At 49.3% G+C, this 23,864-nt stretch carries 16 protein-coding genes; 7 read left to right on the top strand and 9 right to left on the bottom strand.

Annotation, left to right across the window (positions count from 1 at the left end; translation table 11 throughout):
• Window positions 1–92 precede the first annotated feature (92 nt).
• From epsC to AC1RVX_RS25065, 5 genes are all read right to left on the bottom strand, one after another.
• A complete protein-coding gene (gene epsC / locus AC1RVX_RS25085) occupies window positions 93–1,076 on the bottom strand; it encodes a serine O-acetyltransferase EpsC (RefSeq protein WP_493219303.1) in 984 nt (327 codons plus the stop codon).
• A 48-nt stretch (window positions 1,077–1,124) separates the two neighbouring features.
• Complete coding sequence (locus AC1RVX_RS25080; RefSeq protein WP_493219302.1) at window positions 1,125–1,643, bottom strand: rhodanese-like domain-containing protein; 519 nt, start codon at window positions 1,641–1,643, stop codon at window positions 1,125–1,127.
• Between the two features lie 389 nt (window positions 1,644–2,032).
• Window positions 2,033–3,304, bottom strand: a complete 1,272-nt coding sequence (locus tag AC1RVX_RS25075; protein ID WP_493219301.1) for an O-acetylhomoserine aminocarboxypropyltransferase/cysteine synthase family protein — start codon at window positions 3,302–3,304, stop codon at window positions 2,033–2,035.
• 264 nt (window positions 3,305–3,568) lie between these two features.
• Window positions 3,569–5,074 carry an SEL1-like repeat protein gene (locus AC1RVX_RS25070; RefSeq protein ID WP_493219300.1) on the bottom strand — a complete coding sequence of 502 codons (1,506 nt, stop codon included), beginning with the start codon at window positions 5,072–5,074 and terminating at the stop codon, window positions 3,569–3,571.
• Window positions 5,075–5,232: 158 nt separating this feature from the next.
• Complete coding sequence (locus AC1RVX_RS25065) at window positions 5,233–9,027, bottom strand: TonB-dependent receptor (RefSeq protein ID WP_493219299.1); 3,795 nt, start codon at window positions 9,025–9,027, stop codon at window positions 5,233–5,235.
• A gap of 1,156 nt (window positions 9,028–10,183) precedes the next feature.
• Between AC1RVX_RS25065 and galA the strand changes: the two genes are divergently transcribed.
• Window positions 10,184–13,057: a beta-galactosidase GalA gene (gene galA / locus AC1RVX_RS25060; protein WP_493219298.1), complete on the top strand. Its 2,874-nt coding sequence runs from the start codon at window positions 10,184–10,186 to the stop codon at window positions 13,055–13,057.
• A gap of 103 nt (window positions 13,058–13,160) precedes the next feature.
• Here galA and AC1RVX_RS25055 read toward each other — a convergent pair whose 3' ends face one another.
• Window positions 13,161–14,522 (bottom strand): BNR repeat-containing protein, encoded by a 1,362-nt coding sequence (locus tag AC1RVX_RS25055; RefSeq protein ID WP_493219297.1) that lies wholly within the window; start codon window positions 14,520–14,522, stop codon window positions 13,161–13,163.
• A gap of 408 nt (window positions 14,523–14,930) precedes the next feature.
• Between AC1RVX_RS25055 and AC1RVX_RS25050 the strand changes: the two genes are divergently transcribed.
• The 6 genes from AC1RVX_RS25050 to AC1RVX_RS25025 all read left to right on the top strand — a co-directional run bounded on the left by AC1RVX_RS25050 (window position 14,931) and on the right by AC1RVX_RS25025 (window position 20,474).
• Window positions 14,931–15,419, top strand: a complete 489-nt coding sequence (locus AC1RVX_RS25050; RefSeq protein WP_493219296.1) for a MerR family transcriptional regulator — start codon at window positions 14,931–14,933, stop codon at window positions 15,417–15,419.
• The gene (locus tag AC1RVX_RS25045; protein WP_493219295.1) at window positions 15,352–16,383 is read left to right on the top strand and encodes an aldo/keto reductase; all 1,032 of its coding nucleotides are present in this window, start codon (window positions 15,352–15,354) and stop codon (window positions 16,381–16,383) included. The genes AC1RVX_RS25050 and AC1RVX_RS25045 overlap by 68 nt, the downstream gene beginning before the upstream one ends.
• A gap of 331 nt (window positions 16,384–16,714) precedes the next feature.
• A complete protein-coding gene (locus AC1RVX_RS25040) occupies window positions 16,715–17,884 on the top strand; it encodes an FIST signal transduction protein (protein WP_493219294.1) in 1,170 nt (389 codons plus the stop codon).
• Between the two features lie 3 nt (window positions 17,885–17,887).
• Window positions 17,888–19,714 carry an EAL domain-containing protein gene (locus AC1RVX_RS25035; protein ID WP_493219293.1) on the top strand — a complete coding sequence of 609 codons (1,827 nt, stop codon included), beginning with the start codon at window positions 17,888–17,890 and terminating at the stop codon, window positions 19,712–19,714.
• Between the two features lie 5 nt (window positions 19,715–19,719).
• Window positions 19,720–19,950 (top strand): response regulator, encoded by a 231-nt coding sequence (locus AC1RVX_RS25030; protein WP_493219292.1) that lies wholly within the window; start codon window positions 19,720–19,722, stop codon window positions 19,948–19,950.
• Between the two features lie 164 nt (window positions 19,951–20,114).
• The gene (locus tag AC1RVX_RS25025) at window positions 20,115–20,474 is read left to right on the top strand and encodes a cupin domain-containing protein (protein WP_493219291.1); all 360 of its coding nucleotides are present in this window, start codon (window positions 20,115–20,117) and stop codon (window positions 20,472–20,474) included.
• A 15-nt stretch (window positions 20,475–20,489) separates the two neighbouring features.
• Here the strand turns inward: AC1RVX_RS25025 and AC1RVX_RS25020 are convergent, their stop codons facing one another.
• From AC1RVX_RS25020 to AC1RVX_RS25010, 3 genes are read right to left on the bottom strand one after another with little or no spacing between them, the layout of a single operon-like run.
• Entirely contained in the window at window positions 20,490–21,122 is a 633-nt protein-coding gene (locus AC1RVX_RS25020) for an ABC transporter ATP-binding protein (RefSeq protein WP_493219392.1), read from the bottom strand.
• Window positions 21,122–22,522: an MFS transporter gene (locus AC1RVX_RS25015; RefSeq protein ID WP_493219290.1), complete on the bottom strand. Its 1,401-nt coding sequence runs from the start codon at window positions 22,520–22,522 to the stop codon at window positions 21,122–21,124. Before AC1RVX_RS25015 ends, AC1RVX_RS25020 begins: the two co-directional genes overlap by 1 nt.
• Before the next feature lie 16 nt (window positions 22,523–22,538).
• Window positions 22,539–23,573, bottom strand: coding sequence for a LacI family DNA-binding transcriptional regulator (locus AC1RVX_RS25010; protein WP_493219289.1), 1,035 nt, complete (start codon window positions 23,571–23,573; stop codon window positions 22,539–22,541).
• Window positions 23,574–23,864: the final 291 nt, after the last annotated feature.

The raw sequence follows: 23,864 nt of genomic DNA, 5'->3' as shown, positions 1-23,864 counted from the left end.
ATAAAAAATTGCGGTGAATCGAAACAAATGAAAATTTCAAGTACATAAAAAAACAGGCAACTGCCTGTAGTAAAAAAACTGTTCACACCTGCCTACAGCGCAGGAGAAGGAAGTACCCCGTGTTCATGGCGCAGATTTGCCTGGCTGACATGGGAACCGGCGGCCACATCATTCGTCACCCAGACATTGCCACCTATGATGGCGCCACGCCCCAGCGTCACCCGCCCCAGTACAGTGGCACCGGCATAAATGACCACGTCATCTTCCACTACCGGATGCCGTGGCAAGCCTTTTTGCAATTTGCCTTCATCATCGGTAGGAAAGCGTTTGGCACCCAGAGTCACGGCTTGATAAATACGTACCCGCTGGCCGATAATGGCGGTTTCACCTATCACCACACCGGTGCCATGGTCGATGAAAAACCCTGCCCCTATGCTGGCCCCCGGGTGAATGTCGATACCAGTTTGTGCATGCGCAATTTCTGCCACGATGCGTGCCAGCAAAGGTACGCCTGACTGGTATAACTGATGGGCGATGCGATGGTGGATCATGGCCAGAATGCCGGGATAGCAGAGCAGCACCTCATCCACGGTGCGTGCAGCCGGGTCGCCCTGGTAAGCCGAGATCACGTCACTATCCAGCAGCGAACGAATCCCGGGCAGTGCACGCGAAAATTCACGCACAATATGCAGGGCGCGGTCTTCGATATGTAAATCTTCCTGTTCGTAATAACGTGAGGTATAACTGAGTTCCAGCCTGACCTGACCCAACAACGAATGCAGCACCGTGTCAAGCGTGTGGCCGACATAAAAATCTTCACTTTCCTGACGCAACTCAGGTGGCCCCAAACGCATGGGGAACAGTGCGCCACGCAGATCTGAAATGATTCTTGCCAATGCATCACGAGATGGCAATTCACGCCCGCCCGGTTCGGATGAACGCTGTTGACGACGGCGCCACGCATGTCTGACGGCTGCCAGTTCACTGACAACCTGCTCTATGCCAAACAGTGACGCGCGCTGGTCTCTGACCGGAGTGACTGGCGATGCTAGTGTCTCTTCTGTAAAGCTGACCATCTGCCTTTACCTTTCTTTTCTTGTAACAACAAAGCGGATGACATCGCTTTAATCCTGTATCCACGGCAATTGGTGAAAGCGCCAGCCGCCAAGCTGGCCACGCTGCTGCGCTGGATTCAAGTCGCCTTCAAAGCCCTCTGCCACATTGAATATATTGCTGAAGCCTGCTTTGGCTGCGGCCTCGGCCGCTGCAGTCGAGCGTTTTCCGCTACGACACAGCAACAGGATGACTTTGGACTTGTCTTTGACTTTGGTTTCCAGTTCTTTGACGAATCTTGGATTACGGGTCAGTGCTGTCCCTGTGGCCCAGGGGACGTGAACGGCGTCGGCAACATAACCAACAAACTTGCGTTCTTCCGCCGTTCGTACATCGACCAGGACGGCCTGGGAATTCTGCACCAGACGCCAGGCATCGACCGGCGCAAGACTGCCAGAAAACACCAGGCCTTCTGCTTGGGCAAGTGATCTGGCATTTATCAGTGCCTGGTCTTCGTGAATCAATGGTTGTGCATCGTCTGACTGGATAGCGTTGAATGAGTCGGCAGATGAAAACGTAAAATCGGTCATGGGATGCTCTGGTTAATAACAAAAACAAATTTGCTTTGGAACAGAGTTTCAATGTACCGAATTTATCTAAGGCGCAAAACGAATAAAAATGTAGTTATTTATCTGAAAAACAGATATCAAATAGGACTTACGCAAAATTGTCCCAACAAGGCTATCGCTTTAGGAAACCGCCCTTGCAAGGGCGGTTCGTTACGTTGGCAGACAACATGTTGTCTGAAACCCCAACTACACCTATCGCTTCAGGAAACCTCCCTTGCAGGGGAGCAGACAACATGTTTGTCTAAAACCCCGACTACACCGTCAGCGACGAAGACAGTACTTTAGTACGCGGCTCCCAGGAGAGGAGCCGCAACGCTTTGGGGCGGTTTTGCGTAAAGTATTCGCGTTACTCAGGCAGCATGTAAAGCCTGCTCCAGATCAGCAATCAGGTCGTCCACATGTTCGATACCGATAGACAGACGAACGGTATCTTCGGTCACCCCTGCCCTGGCTAGTTCTTCTGGATTCAATTGTCTGTGCGTGGTACTGGCGGGATGGCAAGCCAGCGATTTGGCGTCACCAATATTGACCAGACGGGTAAACAATTTCAGCGCATCCTGGAAACGACCGCCAGCTTCACGTCCACCGTCAAGACCAAAGGTCAGGATGCCGGATGGCTTTCCGCCCAGATATTTTTGTGCAAGCGCATGATCCCGATGTTCGGGCAAACCTGCATAGTTGACCCATTTCACTTTGGCGTGCTTATCAAGATAGTGGGCAATCTTCAGCGCGTTGTCAGTGATCCTGTCCAGGCGCAGGGCAAGGGTTTCTATACCTTGCAAAATCAGGAAAGCGTTAAAAGGCGACAGCGCAGCGCCGGTATTGCGCAAGGGCACTACACGGGCACGTCCAATATAAGCTGCCGGACCTAGTGCTTCTGTGTAGACAACACCGTGGTAAGACACATCGGGTTCGTTCAAACGCTTGAAACGTTGCTTATGTTCAGCCCACGGAAACTTGCCAGAATCAACAATGATGCCGCCGAGGGAATTACCATGCCCGCCCAGATATTTGGTCAGGGAATGCACGACGATATCAGCGCCAAACTCGATAGGGCGCAATAGGTAAGGGGATGGAACCGTATTGTCTACGATCAAGGGAACACCATGACGGTGTGCCACCGCGGCGATAGCTTCAATGTCGGTGATATTACCCAGAGGGTTGCCGATGGATTCAACAAATACCGCCTTGGTTTTTTCATCAATCAGACTGGCAAATGATTCCGGATCACGGTAATCAGCAAAACGGGTTTCTATACCAAATTGCGGGAAAGTATGGGCAAACAGATTATAGGTACCGCCATACAGTGTGGAAGCAGAAACGATATTGTCACCCGCTTCGGCTATCGTCTGTATCGCATAAGTAATGGCCGCCTGACCTGATGCCAGCGCCAGACCGGCAATCCCGCCTTCCAGTTCAGCTACTCTCTTCTCCAGCACATCATTGGTGGGATTCATGATGCGCGAATAGATATTTCCCTGTACCTTCAAGTCAAACAAGTCTGCACCGTGCTGAGTGTTATCGAAAGCGTAGGCTACCGTCTGGTAGATGGGTACGGCGACGGCTCGTGTAGTCGGGTCAGGCGTGTAGCCGCCATGAACGGCTATGGTTTCCAGTCTCATCTATCTATCCTTGTTGTGATGGTTCGTGCACTGATCATAAAAACTGCACTGGCAAATCACAAGGAAGTTTTTCAGTTTTAGATAGTTGGAAAATGCGGTATTGCCCGACATCAATCCAGACACGGGCGACTGGAAGACATCCGTATCAATATCAATGAAATACATAAAAAAACGGCTTGTAAATAACAAGCCGTGGATACACGATAAAGAGGGAGGATATCTCCATACCGCATAAAAATCGAGATTCTTTCAAGCAAACAAATATCAGGGTTTCAGAATGCGCCGAGCTTGTGCTTTCTGTCCGTCTGACAAATGCGGCTCCAGCTTGTCAGCCGCTACTGCTGCCGGTGCGTGGCCAAGTTTCGCGGCCAGCTTCAACCAGACATAAGCTTTGACGGTGTCTTCGTCGCTGTTGCGGGCTTTATCCACCGCCGCGCCTTCACCTTTGAGTAACATCGCTGCCAGATTCACCATGGCATCCGGCTGGCTCTGCATGGCGGCACTTTGAAACAGTTTGCGCGCTATCTGCAAATCTTTGTTAACGATCTGGCCAGTATAAAAATAGGTTGCCAGGGAATTTTGTGCACCTGGATGTCCGGCGATGGCGGCTTCCTTGTAAAAGGCCAGAGCTTTAGCCGGATCAGCAGCAACGCCCTGCCCCTGGTCATATATGAGCGCCATTGCATACAGTGCTTGTGGATTCTTGTGTTTGGCGGCTTGCTGATACCAGGCAAATGCTCTCGGCAAATCCTGCTTTACTTCGTCACCATAGTAATAAAGATTGGCGAGGGATAATTGTGCCGGTACGTAGGCATATTCTGCCGCATTGGTGTAGAGCTTCACTGCTTCCTGTATATCTTTGCTGCCACCGTAACCGGTCTGATAAAAACGTGCCAGTACGTAACGGGCAGGGACAAAATTCAAATCAGCCGCAGCCTGATACCAATGTCTGGCCCTGGCTGGATCTTTAGGTACCTCATAAGCCGCCATGTAAATGCGAGCCAGCCGCAACTGGGCCTGTACGCGTAGCGATGCACGTTCCGGGTCTTTCGGATCGAACGGGCTATAGTGAAATGGATTCAGACGCGCATCGGCCAGTTTGTCGTACCAAGTGATGGCCTGTTGTGTATCACGCGGCACACCTTGTCCGTAGAAATACATATTCCCTAGCATCAGAGCTGCTTCGTCATAGCCGATCACAGAATACGAAGTTTTGAAAGCTTCCAGCGCCTTGGCGTAATCGCCAGCATCATATGCTGCAAATGCCTGGTCCAGGGTCTTGTCCTTACGGGCAATGTAATTACGACCGGCAGCAAAGTTTCTGTCCGCCTGGGAACAGCCAGCGCTGGTCTGCGAGCTGTCTTCTGCGGGAGTGATCAGCCGCTCACCACCTGCGGCAGTTCCATATGGGCTACTGTCAAGAAAACCCTCGGTACGGTCCCCCAGACCTGGTGGGGCATCCATCCCCATATTGGTATTGTCGGTGCTGCGGCCCCTGCCTTCAAAATGATCGAGATAATCATCAATGATCTGGTCTTGATAAGACGTAAAACTGAAAGCACAAGAGCCTGCCGAATTACGATCCAGACGCCGCACCGTGGTGCCAGGGCGCTTGGGCAGACTCCCAAATATGGTGACCGCAGTAATCGGGGTGTCTGGAACAAAAGTTGGTTCTGTTTGTTGCGCCTGAACCTGCAATGCAGGTAAACCCAGCAAGCCCAACAAACCAAGTATAGCCGCACTCAAGCACAAGTTGATCTTGATTTTCATATGATCCCGAATGTCCAATCTGACGATCGTGTTTTTTTACAAGTGTTTCAATGAAACTGTGACGTATCACAACTGACGAAATGTGCTACCTCCGTAATGGCTATTGCAAGCCGGCTGACATCTTGCAAAGTGCCAGCCGACCCAAGCATGATACGGAATTAATTTCTCATATTGAGACCCACCATGATTCTGCGCCCCGCATAGGCATAATCATTCAGATTAGGGATACCATTGGCAAATGAGGCATATTGCCCCTGGCTGCTGGTGGTGGTCGCCAGCCCCAGATTACGGGCTTCGGCAAACAATTCCAGGCCGTTCTTGAAACGATACGAGACTTTAGCGTCGATGAATGCGGTGGCATCCTTGAAGTTAGGTGCACCCGGATTATACGGTGTGCGATAAAAACCACCACCATCATTCGGATAAGTATAAGTCGACGCAATATTATTGCCACAGCCTGCGATACAGGTGAAGTAGCTGGCACGTGCCTGGTAGGCAATACGTGCGCTCAAGGCCCCATCGTCATACCAGAGAGACAGATTGGTGGTATAGCTTGATTCCAGCGTGGGCGGTAGTGAATCACCACTGATCAGGTCCCGTACAGTAATCGAATCAGAAGATTTCAGTTTGGAATAATTGAAATCGACACCGGTGTACTTGAAATACCATGGCAAGAAAGTAAAGGCCAGTTTGCCACCTATTTCTATCCCTTTGCGTGTCGTCGCCGGACCATTTTCCCAAGTGGAATAACCAAACTCATAATCAGACAATTTCTTGCCGGTGACAGGATCGACATCGTTGGTGCCGGAGAACAGAGCAACATTTGACTTGCCAACCGCAATCGCAGGACCGACCTTGCCAGTTTGCCTGAAGGTGGCAATACTCAGCATCGTATCCTTGTTGGGATACCATTCTGCACTCAGATTTTGATTGATATTCGATTGTGCCTTCAGATTGGGATTGCCTATAGTGCCGGTACAACCCATGTCTGCCCCCGTACCGTCAGGATCAACTGCGCCTACGCGACGTTCGTCATATGTACAGGTGCCGGATGGTAAAAGACGGGAGATAGGTGGCCGGGCAACTGTTTTTGCATGGTTGTAACGCACAACAAACTTGTTCGGGATAACCCACAGAGACAGGTTGGAAATCGGTAAGATATCCGTGGTGTTGCTATCAAGTGCCGTATTTTTCATCAGGGTACTGCTCTGTATACCCGTCGAAACATTCGGATTAGCGGGATCAAAAGAGGCTGTCTTGGTGATGGATGTAAAGAACATTTGTCCGGTTGCATGAATTTCAGTATTCACATAACGGACACCAAAATTGGCCGCGAATTCCATGCCAAAAGGCAGTTCATCCTTTTCAAAGTCGAGCATGAAGTAACCAGCCTTGGTTTTTTCGCTGTTTTGACTCACAGGCTGTGCATACACCTTGCCGTCGCTGCCCTTACAGGTCTTCATACAATCGAAGTTCAGGTTAGGCACACCAAGAAGGTTGAAAGCCTTGGCGACATCAATCTGGCTCCAGCCATTGATCAGATTAGCTGGCCGGTCTGGTAAGCCCGCCATAAATTGCGAAGACGCCGGCATCATGGACTGGGCAATCACATTCTGGAATTGTGCCTGGGTCAGTGTCGTAGTTCCATACAGAACATTCGACAAATTGGTATTGGGAACATAGCCATAATTACATGGCGCGCCACCTGCACCTAAAGATCCCGGTGTATTTTCACAACCAACAAAACTGCCACGCAGATTATTGGTTGGCAGTACGACAGGCGCCACGTAGCCAGCGGTGCCATAAGTGCCTATTGCAGACTGAATCGTCGCACCACCGCCGCCCCAACTGGAAGCACTGCTGTCACGTCCATTGAAACCTGTCTTGATCTGAGTAAGCCAGGGCAACCAGGAGAATTTGTCGGTCGTGTTATAGGTCAGATCCAGCTTCGCTGTTTTCTCGCCCGTTTCTATCAATTTTGGCGAATACGATATTTGCGGTGCCTGCGTCAGCAAAGGCTGTTGTGCTATTGTGTACGCGGGTATGGCCGGATTATTGATTGACGCTGCCACTGCTGCACGTGCTGAGGTAGCCGCGTTCAGATTGGAATATTGCGCCGGATTAGCCTGATCAAAAGTCGATGTCGCCGGAAAAGCATAAGTCCAAAGGCCGTTCGGAAGAACACTCAGTGTTGCCTCACCATATGGCGTGCTCCAACTGGTGCGCTTGTCTGCGCGGAAAAAATCTGATCTGGCATCCGCGATGAAAAATTCTGCTTTCAGCCGGTCTTTCTTGTAGAGGCCACCTGCCTGCAGGTAGGTAGACTTGGTTTCCATCGAGTTTTGTATCTGATCGGTACCCGCCGATCCATCCGTGATAGTGAATTTTGTCACATGATGATTGGCATCTACAACCACAGAACCAGGTATCACATTCGCCACAGCTCCAGTCGCCGGTGCAAGACCGGCGCGGCTACTGATATTGTCATACACATAGTAACCAGAGCCTGGTACAGCTGTACGAATGCCTGTAGCAGAATCAACAAAGCTGGTGCCTTGATAAGTCGGTGACAGCACACTGGCATTATTGATGTTCAGGCCACCCAAGCCATAAGTCAGAAAATTGTCTTCCACCTTGCGGCTATTACCACTGCCCTTGACATACACTGACAGGTTGTTATCGACCTTGAAATCGAAACGCAGGTCAAAAGATTTCCGTTCTTCTTTCTGACGTTTTTCTATGAAACGGACCAGTGAAGGCGTGTAATCATTCCACTGATTCAGACAGGTTTCCAGTTCGGAACTACGCTGTGAAATAGCGGCGTTTCTTGCCGTTGCACCGTTAACCGCAGCTGACTGTGCACTGGTCAGAGCAGGAAAAGCGGCATAACAATCCGCCTTGGTCTTGGCGGCAGCAGACTTGCTGACCAGACTCATCGGCGTTTCCGAATTGAAAATGCCTCCCCCTGTCAACGGTGACGATACGATGGGAGTGGTAGCCGCCAGATCAGTGGTCGATACCGTACTGGGGTTAAAAGAAAAAGTCTTATTGGGTGAGTTATCAAAATCCAGCGAACGCGCATACCCTGCGATACCCGTCGTAGATATCTGGGAAGAATGTCCATCATTGGTGATTCTTGATCCGGATACATTCAATAATACGCCCAGACGCCCATCCAGATATTTGTCCGCCAACACCAGATTCATATCTGGCGTCCATTCTTTGTTGATGGAACTTTGGGTGCCCGCCAAACGCAGGGAAATATAGGGTTTCTTGAAATCGAGGCCAGTGCGCGTGGTAATGATGATGCCACCACCCAAGGCACCTTCAGTCATGTCTGCGGTTGAACCTTTTACGACATCAACACTCTTGATCAAATCGGATGACAATTGACGAAACTCTACCGCACGGCCAAAGCCACCACCGTTCATGTCTGAACCACCGGCAGACTGTACAGCCTGTCCATCAATTTCCACCCGGGTCAGGTCAGGTCCATTGCCACGCACGGTAACGCTGACACCTTCACCAAAATCACCGCGATCGAGTGAGATGCCGGAGATGCGTGAAATGGCTTCGCCTATATTCCGGTCAGGAAAAGCACCAACATCTTCAGCAACAATGGAATCCTGTGCAGTGGTCGCATGCTTTTTTCTGTCGATGGCAGATTGTTGTGATGCCCGCGTACCCACCACCACGATGGTGGATACTTCATTTTCTGCAGATTTTTCAGCAGACTTGGCTGATGCACCAGGTTCTGCAGCTTTACTGTTCTGGGTTGTTGCAGGCCTGTTGTCCTGTGCTGTCGCAAGATCAGTCGCCATCATCGAAGTCAAAGCAAGCGCGATGGCATAACTCAGACGTTTCAATTTCAAACCTTCATTTGCTGCAGTTCCAATCGCGTCCGACTCACGCGACAAGTCTTGCCCTATACCCTTCTTGTATACGGTTTTCATGCTATCTCCTGGATTATTTTAAATATGCAGTTTGTTAATCGCTGCTTTTTTTGCGCCCGATATTGGGCGCTTGCGATGATGTTATTTGATTTGAAAATTTCACTTCTATAGATTTTCTCGTTTTACGTATGTTGTTTTCATATAGCTTGAATGAAGTCATTTTCATTCAAAAAATTAGATCATTTAAACGAGTAAAAGCAACTCCATTCCCGGCTATTTTCATAGAGGAATCCTGTGCATTTATAACTTGAAATTTTTGATTTTTCGTCTGCTAAGCAACTGTCATTCTATGCATTGTCGTTGCAAAGTCCGTCAGAAATTTTTAACTAAGGAAGATGTTTTATCACCCATGAAAAATTCATTTTGTCTCCTTCATTTTTTATAAAATCGCCGCAAAGTTTTGTTGTTTATTTGTGCGCCTATTTTTTCTTTGTTTTTTATTTCTACTGCATGACTTTATATGAACCGACTTCAACAAACGTGTGGAAGACTTGACAAGCTTCAATCAGCATTGATCGCGTCATATGAACCAATGGTGAACCACATAAAAAAGTCCGGTAAGCCTGCATTTGAAGCGCACGGTCACAGTATTTTCATGACTTCACCTTGTCGAAATATCGCGAATCGCTATAAGCTTTTCCCAGTCGATGAAGTGTGCAGACTCTTGAGCGCGGACCATATTGCTTATACATGCCATCGCCAGAGAACCAGAACTCATTCCATAAAAAGGGATGAGTTCCAATAAGATGCCTTACTATTACGTCAAAATGGTAGCGTCATCATTTAAAAGCGTCAATCTGGCTAAAAACCTCTGTATTTCATTGAATTCGTTTAGCTTCCACTATGAAATTCGCTTTTGTTCTATCGGAAAATATTCCATTTTTCAATCACGCAGAAAAATGATTATTTAGTCAGCATTGCACAAATGCCACGAATGAAAAAATAAATGATATATCTGATATCTGAGATATACACCTGACCTAAGCAGCAAACGATAATGATCATTAATTTGATTGTTTCTCCGCGCAAGTTCAGTTCCAGGTACACCAGCATAAAAGCGACTGTTATCGTTTCATTCCGTAAGAAAGAGCGTCAATCAAAGCACGGCTTCACGACATCACTTCCGTCCAAACCAATAAGCCTCAGAGCAGGAAATATGACATCAATCATCACATCATCCCAAGCAGGATGTAGGCTATTTGCCCTCAGTATCCTGGTCCTGTGTTCATCACTGTTTTCATCCCTTGCGCTTGCCGATTCAGGGCGTGAACGTCTGTCACTGGATAGAGGCTGGCTGTTTCATTTGGGTGATATCCCTGCTCCGGAAATCAAAGGCCATGGCGCAACCTATGGCAATGCCAAGGCAGGCAATGCGCCGGGTGCGGCGGGAACCAACTATAACGATAGTGACTGGCGTAAGTTGAACCTGCCACATGACTGGGCAGTTGAAGGACCATTCGATCCCAACGCCAATATCTCACAAGGTTACCGTCCGCGCGGCATATCGTGGTATCGCCGTTATCTGCGGGTGGATGAAAGTGAACGCGGTCGCTATTTTGAATTGCAGTTTGACGGCATTGCCACTCATGCCAGTATCTGGGTGAATGGCAACATCGTGCACCGCAACTGGTCTGGCTATAACGCCAGCTATATCGATATCACCCCTTATCTGCGGTATGGTGATGCCAGCAATACCATCGCCATTCGTGTCGATGCAGATCAGATGGAGGGCTGGTGGTATGAAGGTGCTGGCATTTACCGCCACGCATGGTTACTGAAATCTAATCCTGTGCATATCATTACCGACGGTGTGCACGCGACACCCAAACAGCTGAATGACAAGCAATGGCAGATCCCGATGGAAGTAACGCTGGATAACAGCGGCAAGCAGGCAGTTGATGCCAGAGTAGAAGTCACTGTCTTTAGTCCGGACAATAAAATCATCGCCAGCAAAACACACACCGTCAGAGTTCCCTTGCTGGGTCAAACTACTGCCAGCCTGCCACTAAGCATCAAACAGCCAGAACGCTGGACTCTGGACAAGCCTGTGTTGTATAGCGTGAAGACAGTTGTGACGCAAGATAACAAGGTGATTGACGAAGTCAATCTGAAGACTGGTTTTCGCAGTATACGCTTCGATGCGCAGCAAGGTTTTTTTCTCAACAACCAGCATGTCAAGTTACAGGGCGTATGCCTGCATCAGGACCATGCTGGCGTGGGGGTGGCTGTACCGGATTCCATCTGGGAATACCGTCTGCGCCGCCTGAAAGAACTGGGCGTCAATGCCATACGCTTTTCCCATAATGCACCAGCGCCTGAGGTTCTGGACATGGTAGATCGCATGGGCTTCCTGGTCATGGATGAAAACCGTAATTTCAATCCATCACCAGACTATATGAAGCAACTGGAATGGATGGTAAGGCGAGACCGTCATCACCCGGGTGTGATCCTATGGTCGGTATTTAATGAAGAACCTGTGCAAGGCACTGAGGTAGGTTATGAAATGGCACGTCGCATGACGGCTGCCGTCAAGTCCCTGGACGATACCCGCCCGGTAACAGCTGCAATGAATGGAGGCTTCTTTAGCCCACTGAATGTGTCACATGCTGTCGATGTACTGGGTGCAAATTACCAGGTGCCTGACTATGATCGCTATCACAAAGCCAATCCCAATAAACCCTTCACCAGTTCAGAAGATACTTCGGCCTTTATGACACGTGGTGAATTCACCACGGATAACAGCAAGAATCTCATCGCCAGTTATGACGATGACTTTGCAAAATGGGGGAACAGTCACCGTGATGCCTGGCAAGCCATAGACAGTCGCCCTTACGTCGCAGGTGGCTTTGTCTGGACCGGCTTTGATTACCGAGGCGAGCCAACACCGAATGAATGGCCATCCGTCAGTTCAGTATTTGGCATCATGGATTTGAACGGTTTTCCCAAGACAGCCTACTACATGCACCAGGTTCAGTGGATCAAAGATCGCCCCCTGATCCACATCGCCCCACACTGGAACTGGCAAGGACAGGAAGGTAAAGAAATCCGCGTCATGGTCATGGCGAATGTGGAACGCATCAAACTCTTGCTGAATGGCCACGAGCTGGGTGAGCAACAGGTTGCCCCTTACCGCATGAATACTTTTAAAGTCGCCTATGAGCCAGGCAAACTGGAAGCATTGGGCTACAGAGGCGACAAAGAAGTCGTACGCACCAGCGTCGAAACCACCGGCAAGGCCGTCGCGCTGGAGCTACTGTCAGACCGCACATCACTGGCAGGTGATGGCCGTGATGCCATGCCAATTACAGTGCGCGCTCTGGATGCACAAGGCCGTGCTGTACCAGTCGACAATAGTCAGGTCAGTTTTGAAGTATCCGGTGCCGGTCAATCCATAGGTCACGGTAACGGTGACCCCAATTCGCATGAAGATGAAAAAGGCAAGACACGCAAGTTGTTTAACGGCCTGGCGCAACTCATCGTGCAAAGTCATTTTGACAGTAGCGGAGAGTTGCTGGTCACAGCGACAGCGCCCGGCTTGCGAGCAGCAAGTGTGCATATTCCCGTACAAAAAACTGCGGGCGTACCATTTGTAGCCGTAAGTGATGCGCCCTTGCTGTATTTGCAAAGCTGGCGCATATCACCCCCCTATACAACAAAGCCTGACCCCAACCAGGCGCTGGCAGATAATGATATGAATACCTGGAACTGGGGTCAACCACCGATGCTGGAAGCAGCAGTCAAAGAAGACAATGGCAAGGGTGCTCACTTCCATCTGTTCCGCAGCAACTTCACCCTGGATAAGAAACTGGGTAGTGGCAAGGCGCGCCTGCTATTTTCACGTATCAGTGGCAAGGCAGAAATCTGGCTGAACGGTAAATTGCTGGGCACCAAAACCTCACTAACTACTGCGGATTTCAGCATTGACTTACCACTGGGTGAGGGTCCAGCTCAACTGACTGTTTTGTTGGAGGCAGAGCCAGGAAAAAAAGCTGGGCTGGAAGGAAATGTTGTAGCAGAGCTAAAAAAATAAGTTTTGCATAAATTTCACCTGAGGTGCCGGCTTCAAAAACAAGCCGGCTACCACATTTGCAAACAACAAAAAACTGTCCCATCAACATCTTGTCCTGTTTTTCTCAAGGTTTTTCGGGATTAAAAACAAATAGCTTCAGATCAGTGGCAGGTGCAATCTCTGCCAACGGCAAGTCACGGTGCGGTGCCTGCACTGTCCACGCCAGCCGGTATATCCAGCCCTTGCTGTCCGTCGTTTCAATCGCATTGACTTGCATGTCATGCGCTGGCTTTAAATACTTACCAAACATTTCGGTGACACCTGGGACAGAGGTTGCTCTTACCCGTTCCAACGTTTTGGAATCCAGAGTAAATTCCAGTCTTTGTCCAAGACGTATCACCGCAACCAGTAGTTGTCCTGATTTTCCAGGGCGAGCGCCTTCAACGAAGATTTCTGAATTCAGCGAACCATTCCCTTTAAAGTCCCAACGGTAATTGTTCCATGCGCTGATTTGCTTCAATTTCCAGCCAACAGCTTCACGACGCGCCAGCCAGATTTGCGTATTTCCGGCAGCATCATATTTATGGTAAGTGATAGTGACCCGTCCATCTTCATCAAAGCCAACTACCGTATTATTATTGATCATGCCACCGCTCACGGGTACTGGATCGACAATCTCTGCCTGACCTAAACGTATCGGTAATGTGAGGGCGCTGCCGTCAGCACGTTCCCAATGCACCAGGTCACGGCTTTTTGCGTAAGACAGGTCATGATTGGTTTCCGCCCTCGGTGATTCGCGCCATACCCAGGCGATATGGAAATAACCGTCGGGTCCCTTGGTCGGCCCCATGAAGTAAGCATTGCGCCGCCCTTCACCATCTGTCAGCGGGCTATCAGTCAAGGCTTTCCAGCTTTGTGATTTATCATCATAGATAGTGTAAATTTCATCGCCACGACCACTGCTGCCATCCCTGTACTTGAAAAGCAATTGTCCCTGGTGGTTTTTCAAGAACACCGGATAAGTCATGGTCTTTTCACGATTGACATCGACCATTTGTGCTACCCGTCGCAAGGTTCTGACATCACCTGTGGCGTCCGAACGAAACATGGTCAAAGGGTCCACATGCATATTGGCTGCGATGTGTACGGCACCAGAGGTATCCAATGCCATTGCGATTAAATTGTGGCTATCCCATCCCAGCCAGGTATCAAGCTTGTGATATACCCAGTGACTGGGTGCATCCAATGGCCGCTGCGCCACTGTCAATTGACGATTGGCATCATAGTAAGCCAGATACAGGTGATCTTTGCTGGTAGTCATGGCAAAGGGCACCGAATGCCCTGACCACACGTGGTCTATGGCTTCTATTGATACTGGGGCTGGCATCGACTCTGAAACTGATACCGGTGTAGACGTATCTGCGATTGCCAGACGACTGGATACCAGTGCCAGCATGAATACCAACGGACGACCGATCTTCAGCATAGGTAATCTCCTTGTTTTTATGAGACAGCAACACAATTTGTTGATCTGACTGTCATAACTCTACTAGGACTTACGCAAAACGGTCCCAGCAAGGCGTAGCGACGAAGACAGTACGAATAGTACGGCTAGGAGCTGCAACGCAGCTGGGGCAGTTTTGCGTAAGTCCTATCTACCAGTCAGATGACTCACGATTATAGGTTTAAGGATGAAGACCCTGGCCATGATCGCAGTATTCAGACGAATATGCGCAAAACTTTGATTGGAATGAAATATTAGATATGCAGGCAACTAGGGGTGGACATATAAGTAGCCAACTATATCGCCAGAAAACCCGCGCACGCAGAAAGTCAAAATAAGTTCTAATATGGCCTTGACTTAGAGCGCACTCTAACTTCTACACTTCCCGCCATGACAACTTCTCTGACCATACAGCAAGCTGCTGCAGCAACCGGCTTAACTGTTCACACTTTGCGTTATTACGAACGCATAGGCTTGCTGGACCCGGTGACGCGGCAGGACAACAAGCACAGACTATATCGCGAGGAAGATATCCTCTGGATACAGTTTTTGCTAAAGCTGCGCACGACCGGCCTGCCTATACGCGACATGTTGCGGTATGCCGAATTGCGCAGGTTGGGTAACACACCAGAAAGTCTGTCAGCACGGAAAGATTTGCTGCAACAGCATACCTGTACCGTGGAAAAGACGCTCGCTGAACTGCAAAGCAATCTGAAGGTCTTGCACCAGAAGCTCATCATGTATGATGCAATGGAAGCAGCCTTGCCAGCGAACGTCGTCACTCAACCATCGTTTTCCGAGGACGTTTCCAATGAGCACAACAAACAAAGTATCAGCCAATATTCCAGCCCAAATGCCAACGCGCCGATTGGGCGCTGACGGTCCGCTGGTTTCTGCCATCGGCCTGGGTTGCATGGGCATGAGCGAATTTTATGCCAATCGCGATGATGCCGAGTCGATAGCCACGATACACCACGCACTTGAACTGGGTATCAACTTCCTGGATACGGCAGACGTGTATGGCCCGTACACCAATGAAGAACTGGTCGGCAAGGCAATCAAGGGCAAACGTGAGCAATGTTTTATCGCCACCAAGTTCGGTATTGTACGCAACCCGGCCAATATCCATGAACGCGGCGTTAGTGGTCGCCCGGACTATATACGGACATGCGTAGAAGCCAGCCTGAAACGCCTGGGGATAGAAACCATAGACCTGTATTACCAGCATCGTATTGACCCGAATACGCCGATAGAAGAAACCGTTGGTGCACTGGCAGAACTGGTGAAGGCGGGCAAGATTCGTTACATAGGCTTGTCCGAGGCGTCACCTGAAACCCTTGAGCGCGCACATAAAGTACATGTAATCACCGCCCTGCAAAGTGAATATTCACTCTGGACCCGCGACCCGGAACAAGGTGTGCTGGCAATGTGCCGCAAGCTGGGCGTGGGTTTTGTGCCTTACAGCCCTTTGGGCCGCGGCTTTCTGACAGGTGCCATTACCCGGCCAGATCAATTTACTGAAGACGACTACCGCCGTCATAGCCCACGCTTCCAGGGAGACAATTTTTATAAAAATCTGCTGCTGGTAGACAAGGTAAAGCATCTCGCCACGCGTTATGCCTGCACACCATCGCAACTGGCCCTGGCGTGGGTGTTGGCGCAAGGGGATGACATTGTTCCTATCCCCGGCACCAAGCGCAGAAGCTACCTGGAGGAAAACAGCATGGCACTGTCGGTCAAGTTGAAGGCAGAAGACCTGAAAGAGCTCAATCTGCTATTTCCTATCGATGCCGCTGCTGGCGCACGCTATACGGAACAAGGGATGAAGACACTGAATGGCTAGGGTCTGACCTGAAAGCTATTCCCTGGTAGCTTTCTTGAGGTTATAACTACACCACCGGATCAGGTCAATACACTGGAATGCCACACATAAATTCCCGGTGTCGACCTGGTCATTTCCATCAAGAATTATGTAATAGACATTTATTTTCTTTATTGCAATATCACCGGCCCATACCAAACCCGGCTAAAAACGCCTGCTTTCATTTATACAATTTGTTAAATATTATCCCATCGTTGCACATAACTCAGGTGCAGCGCTGCTTGATCTTTCAATTTGGCAACTCGTGGAATACAATCCATGATGAAACAAGCGGTATAAAACAAATAGCGCAATGGGGGCAGTCATGCATGTAACGCAAAGCGTTTTCCATAATGGCCAGCTACCGCAATTCCCTCATTCTCCTCTACTGCAGACTAATCAGCTCATTCTACTTTTTGGCAGTACTGCTCTATTGTCTGACCCCGCTCGGTTTTTTGCGGTACGCACTGCATTTCCACAGGCGTTGATTGTCGGCTGTTCCACCGCTGGCGAAATTCATGGCACCAATGTCAGCGACGACACCATCGTTGTAACCGTCATCAATTTTGAACACACACATCTGCACTTATCCAAAGTGCCTGTCAACGACGCCTCACAAAGTTTTAGTGCTGGTCAGGCACTCATTGCGGCCTTGCCAAAAGAAGGTCTCGCACATGTATTGATTTTTTCAGATGGTTTGAAGGTTAACGGCACTGAATTGACACGTGGTTTAAAAGTCAGCCTGCCTTCACAGGTTGAGGTAACAGGCGGTCTGTCTGCAGATGGTGCCAATTTTCAGAAAACGCTGGTCTGTGCCAATGATGTTCCGGCTGACAGCCAAATCGTGGCCATCGGCTTATACGGGCAACGTATCAAGCTTAATTATGGGTCACTGGGCGGTTGGGATACTTTCGGGCCGGACCGGCAAATCACCCGCTCCAAAGGAAATGTCCTGTACGACCTGGACGGCAAACCAGCCCTTGAGCTATATAAAAATTATTTGGGTGAACATGCAGCTGGCTTGCCTGCTACCGCATTGCTGTTTCCCCTGTCGCTAAAAAATGCCTGGCAACATGATCATGAAAACTTCGGCAATAGTGGTGTAGTGCGCACCATACTTGGTGTCAACGAGGCAGATCAAAGCATGACCTTCGCCGGAGACATGCCAGAAGGTGCCTATGCACGCCTGATGAAGGCCAATTTCGAAAGACTGATTGATGGTGCCAGCGGTGCAGCAAAAATATGCATAGAACCTCTGCAAACGAATCCCGCAGAACTTGCTTTGCTGATCAGTTGTGTAGGGCGCAAGCTAGTGCTCAAACAAAGAATAGAAGAAGAGGTGGAAGCCGTACGCGAAGTACTGGGTGAAGAAACCATGTTGTCAGGCTTCTACTCTTACGGTGAAATTTCTCCGCATATGTCTGGTTGCCCCTGCGAATTGCACAACCAGACAATGACCATCACCACTTTCCGAGAGATCTGATCTATGCATAGCCTGCTTAGACGTCAGATAAAGCGTTTTTTGGGAGATGTTGAAGCACTTCCAAGTGAGTGTGTCAAATTGTTCGAGGCCATTGATGCCACCTACAAGCAGGCCGATATCGACAGGGCAATGACTGAACGTTCGCTGGATATCGCCTCGCAAGAAATGCTGATGCAAAATCACGCACTGGCAGAAGAATTAAAAGCCCGTAAAAGCACCGAATCGCAATTGGTGTACTTAACGAATTATGATGAATTGACTGGCCTGGTAAATCGTAACCTTTTGAGCGACCGCCTGAAACATGCACTGATCACAGCAGAAAGACATGCGCACAAAGTAGCCTTGCTCACACTGGGACTGGATCATTTTAAAGTCATTAACGACAGCCTGGGCCCTGCCGTTGGCAACGAATTACTGAAGATTATTGCCGAACGCCTGAATGTCTGTGTGCGCGGCAGCGATACAGTTGCGCGTTTGGGCGGCGACGAGTTTGCTTTGATCCTGACCGAACAAAGTGAAGATGGCACCTACACCGATGCCCAGCATCCCAAGGCTGACGCCGATTTATTCTATCCAAGCCTGACCGAGATATTACAAAGAATATTATTTGCTGTTTCAAGAACGGCAGTATTGGCTGGGCAGGAATTACAAGTCACTTGCAGCATAGGTGTCAGCCAGTATCCTAAGGACGGTGACAACGCCGACCTGCTGTTGATGAATGCCAATGCAGCCCTGAGCAGCGCCAAACAACTGGGTCGCAACAACTATCAATTTTACACATCTGACCTGGGTAGCAGGCTGAGCGAGAAACTGACCATGCAGGGCAAGTTGAGACTGGCACTGGAGCGGGAAGAATTTATTTTGCACTATCAACCGCAAGTCGATTTACGCACTGGCAAAGTAATCGGTATGGAAGCACTGGTGCGCTGGAACCAGCCGCAAACCGGTATGGTGCCACCTGGGAATTTTATCGGCCTGGCAGAAGAAACAGGTCTTATCATTCCTATCGGTGCCTGGGTTATACGTACTGCCTGTGCTCAGTGTAAAGCCTGGCAAAATGAGGGATACGGCACCTACCGCATCGCTGTCAATTTGTCAGTGCGCCAGTTTGCCCAACCCGACCTGCTGGACTTTATTGCTGAAGTATTGGCAGAAACCGGTCTGGCCCCCGAATGCCTGGAAATAGAGCTGACCGAAAGCCTGGTCATGACCGATGTTGAGCGTTCCATCGATATTTTACGTGGGCTGAAAGCATTGGGTGTACAACTGTCAATTGATGATTTTGGTACCGGTTATTCCAGCCTGTCTTATCTGAAGCGCTTCCCTATCGACGTGCTGAAGATAGACCAGTCCTTCGTGCGCGACATAGAAAAATCAGATGACGCAGCCATCGTCAAGGCGATCATTTCCATGGCCCATAGTCTGGGTATGCACGTAATTGCCGAAGGGGTGGAAACTGAAGCACAATGCGATTTTTTGCGCATCAATCTGTGTGACGAAATTCAGGGATTTTTGTTTTCCAAAGGGCTTCCAAAAATTGAAATAGAACTGCTGCTGCAAGAAAACCGGCGACTACCTGACAGGCTTCTGCATTTTTCCAAACATGTTCCTACCCTGCTGCTGGTCGATGACGACGTCAATATCCTGGCAGCACTCAAACGCGTATTGCGCAGTGAACAGTGCATCATCCTGACAGCCACCAGCGGGCCAGCCGGATTGGACATACTTGCCGGGAAAAAGATCGACGTCGTCATTTCTGATCAACGCATGCCTGGCATGACCGGGGTTGAGTTTTTGCATATCGTGAAAAAAAATACCCCGAAACAGTAAGGCTCATGCTGTCAGGCAACGCGGATTTACAGTCAGTGATGGATGCTATCAACGAAGGTGCCATTTACCGGTTCCTGACCAAGCCATGGGATGAACTGCAATTACGTGGACATATCAGCGAGGCTTTCAAACACAAGCAATTGGTAGATGAAAACAAACGGCTCAATCTGGAGATACAAGCCAGCAATCTGGCTATCGCAAAAGAAAAAAGAAAAATGATGGGGAAGCAGCCATAAGGCAATCGCCTGGATCAGCTTGCCTGTTTTATAAAATATACTTTTCGACCTGTATGCTTCGAGCAGGCGACACAGAGGAATAGATGCAAATACCCGCCAGACTAACTTGTTGCCTGCTTTTCGCATGGACAGGATTATGCAGTGCTGCAGACACAGCAAAACCTATGGTGATAGTCAACGAAGAGGATGTAAAACGTGATGAGCCCCCACCCCACGGTGCAATTGGCATGTCAACGGCTTACCGTATCAGTGACGCCGCACCCGCACCGCGCAGTATGGAATTCAGGAAGCGCATACTGCATCCCAGGGCAGAAATCGGCTTGCACCGCATAGACCATGACGAGGTTTATTATGTGCTCTCAGGTGAAGGCAGCGTCAGTTCTGACGGCATGGTCCAAGCACTGAAACCAGGAATGGCCGCTTATTTATACAAGGGTGCCACGGTAGGTATCAAACAAGTAGGTGAGAAGCCACTGAGCATCATCGTCAGTTATCCAAATGTAATCCGTCCTGCTTCCCCTTGAATTGCCTGAGTTTGATCAATCACCCAGATCAATCAAACCTGCCAGAGGCACGTCTTGAGGTACAAGATACATGGCAACGATCCAGGCCTGGCTTGTACGTTGCGCGAACTGATTGAGCATCTTGACTATAAATACAATCGATGCCTTGTCCAGCGCAGCAAAAGGATCATCAAGAAAATTGACAGTAGCCCCTGCAGCAAACGCCGCCGCCAGCCAGACTTTGCGCTTGCTACCCGTTGATAGCATGAATAGCTGTTTGTTGACGTGCGGCGTCAGTCCCAGTCCCTCGATGGCATTCTCTAACAGAGTTTCATCAAACAAAGGAAATTGATTGTGCAATGAAGAAAAATACTCAGGTACAGTCATTTGATCAAAAGCATCCGTATTCGGATCTACCCAAAACACCTGAAGACGATAAGCGTCTGGTTGTTCATGCTGGGAAATACCTTGTATCTGCAATTTCCCGGTCCGTGCAGGCAAGACGCCAGCCAGCAATTGCAGCAGACTGGTCTTGCCACGGCCATCGCCACCACGTATCAGTGTGATACCTGACGTTATTTCACCAGACCAGTTGCTAAACAATGCTTGCCCTGGGTAGGAAAAACTAATGTCTGTCGCTTGTAAAAGGATATTGTTTTTTTTCATCATCATATTATGACTCTTTCTTCATGGAGCCCGGCTTCCGATTTGATCAAATTTGGCTTCCTTGTATGCAAACGTATCAAGCATATTACACACAGCAACGAGAATATCGTGGCGCTCAAGAGCGTCAGGTGATAGTCATGGCCAGACAGGTCCAGCGCCGGGCCCTGGATAGAGCTGCAGAAAATAACAGCAAACGTCACCATAATGTCTTTGGTAGAGTTATACCGTACAAATTGTGACCTTGGGAACAGGGTCATCGGCAGCGACGCTGCTGCCGTGTAGTAAGCACCAGAGACAACAACGTGAGCGACATAAAAAATGTGGAAGCTCTGTTCGCTGTTCAACCACAGGTAACCTGTCGCTGCGACCAGAAAATACAGACTCATCATGATTGCCGAGATCAGGATGGCCCCGTGGCGATCAACCATCCATCCAATTCCAAACGCCAGGAAAATTGATACGCCATAAGAATAGGCTGTCAATGTACCCAGTGTGGCCTTGGAAACTCCCAGTGTACCTGCATAGAATTGACAGAAAGTATGGAAAGGACTAAAAGTAATACTGGCCAGCATAAAGGCAACCACAGCCCACAGATAAGCAGGATGGGAGAAGCATTCCAGGATATGCGCGCGGGGTACGGCAAATGACAGGCACTCGATATCCCTGCTGACGGCTTCTTTTGGATAAGTTCCCTCTTTGACCATCAAGCACATCAACAGGACTGAACCACCAAAGACCAGCCCGACGGTAATCAATATCTCTTGCAAATAACTCTCGGTCAATGCGAATACAAATGTATTGAATGCGATACCTATGCTTAGTCCAACGATACGGAAGCCTGCATAGAACCGGCCAAGAAAGTGGTGTGGCATAACGTCATTCACCAAACCGGTGAACAGAGCAAACGTAGTGATCGCTGCACATTCAAAGATAGTCCAGAATACACAAAAGTAGGCAAGGTTACAGATGCGAATACCAGGTGACATGGATGCGAGCTGCGCATGAGTCCACCTTCCGAGGTCGGATGAGAGTGCCAAACCAGTCACCGCAACAGTACCGATAGGCGCAATGACCATCAGGAACGGACGCCGCCTGCCCCAGCGCGTGCGAAGATGGTCAGAATGATAGCCAATCAGCGGTAACAGGAGCAGGCTCAACAAGGCAGGTATGGTTGATATCAACAGTGATGTTGTCGTGTCAGAGGCGGCATTCAGTCGCAAAAATTCCAGCCCGCTTGGCAGGGCTGAACGCTCGCGCATAGCAATGCCCAATTCACCCACCAGTAACCAAAAGACGACCGCAAACAAACCGATAGTCGTGTAGTGCAGGGTCCCGACGGCATAGCGCGGGACATCTTTAGATCCACGTACATTTGCCGCGGCAAGATTTGCACTTTCACGCATGGAGAGCCTTTGTCACTTATGCCAGGGATTGCACAATTTTTTTCTTTAGCGGCCCGGTTGAATTTCTGATGATGATTTCCATCGGAAATGCAATCTTCGTACCGGTGATTTCCCGCCCCTGGATAATTTCCACGACTTCGCTGACCGCACGATTCGCCATCTCAATGAAGGGTTGGCGCATCGTGGTCAGGGTTGGGAAAACATAGCTTGCGGTGGGAATATCGTCAAAGCCAATCACCGATACATCATCTGGAACCTTCAAACCTTTGCTGTTGATCGCGTCAATGGCACCAAATGCCATTTCATCATTTGCGCAAAATATGGCTGTTGGAGGGAGCGGGAGCGACAACAAAGTTTCAGTTGCAGAGTAGCCGCCTGACTGCATGAACTGACCTTGAACGATTAGTGCAGGATCGACAGCCAAGTTTGCTGCCAGCAAGGCATCGACATAACCTTTCTGCCGTTCTGCGCTTTGGCCAGTACCGGCTGTTCCGGCGACAAAACCTATGCGCCTGTGTCCCAGTGCCAGCAGATGCTCGACAGCCATGCGTGCACCATTGCGGTTCTCTGCCACGACGATGGGCATATTCATTTCTTTGGCATCAAAATTGACCAGCACACATGGGTAAGCTTGCCTGGCAATGACGTCCAGGTATCCATCACTGGCATTTGGCAGCAACAGCAAAAGGCCGTCACACAATTGGCTCAGCATATTGCTGGTTTCAATACGGCCAGGGCGATCAAATCTTTCCGCATTAAAAACAATCAGGTCGAAACCCATGCGGCGTGCTTCCTGGGTGATGGCCTTGATGATTTCATGCAGTACCAAAGAACCATAATTATTCACAAACACGCCGATCAGATTGCTTTTGTCTCCACGCATGCGACGAGCCAGCATGTCCGGCGTGTAATTAAGCTGGGCTGCGGCTTCCATGATGCGTGTGCGGGCATCTTCTGACACATAACCGACACCACGAATGGCACGCGAGGCTGTAATTGGCGAAACTCCGGCGATCTTGGCCACTTCACTTAACTTGCTTACTTTGCGCATTTATCTTCCAAAAATTGTAGAACTCAATATTCATGGTCCGGACATTGCTGATATCACATCTGCTTAAGTTGCAACTTGAGTGCAGACAAGAAGCAGATGAAAAGCCGACGAGAAGCAGAATTGTCCTGCAGGCGGCAAAACACGGCCAGTATTTTCGCGCACCACGCAACGGAAAAAGCTTGTCTTCAAGAAAAATAAACCACTGAATATAGTGCATGTCCGGCAATAATCAAATAATTGATTATTTCTGGTTTAATTTTCCGCATGTGGTAACGATACCACATCATTTCA

It is taken from the genome of Undibacterium sp. GW821-FHT11B02 (assembly GCF_058808955.1).
This window is presented reverse-complemented; position numbering and strand designations above follow the sequence as displayed.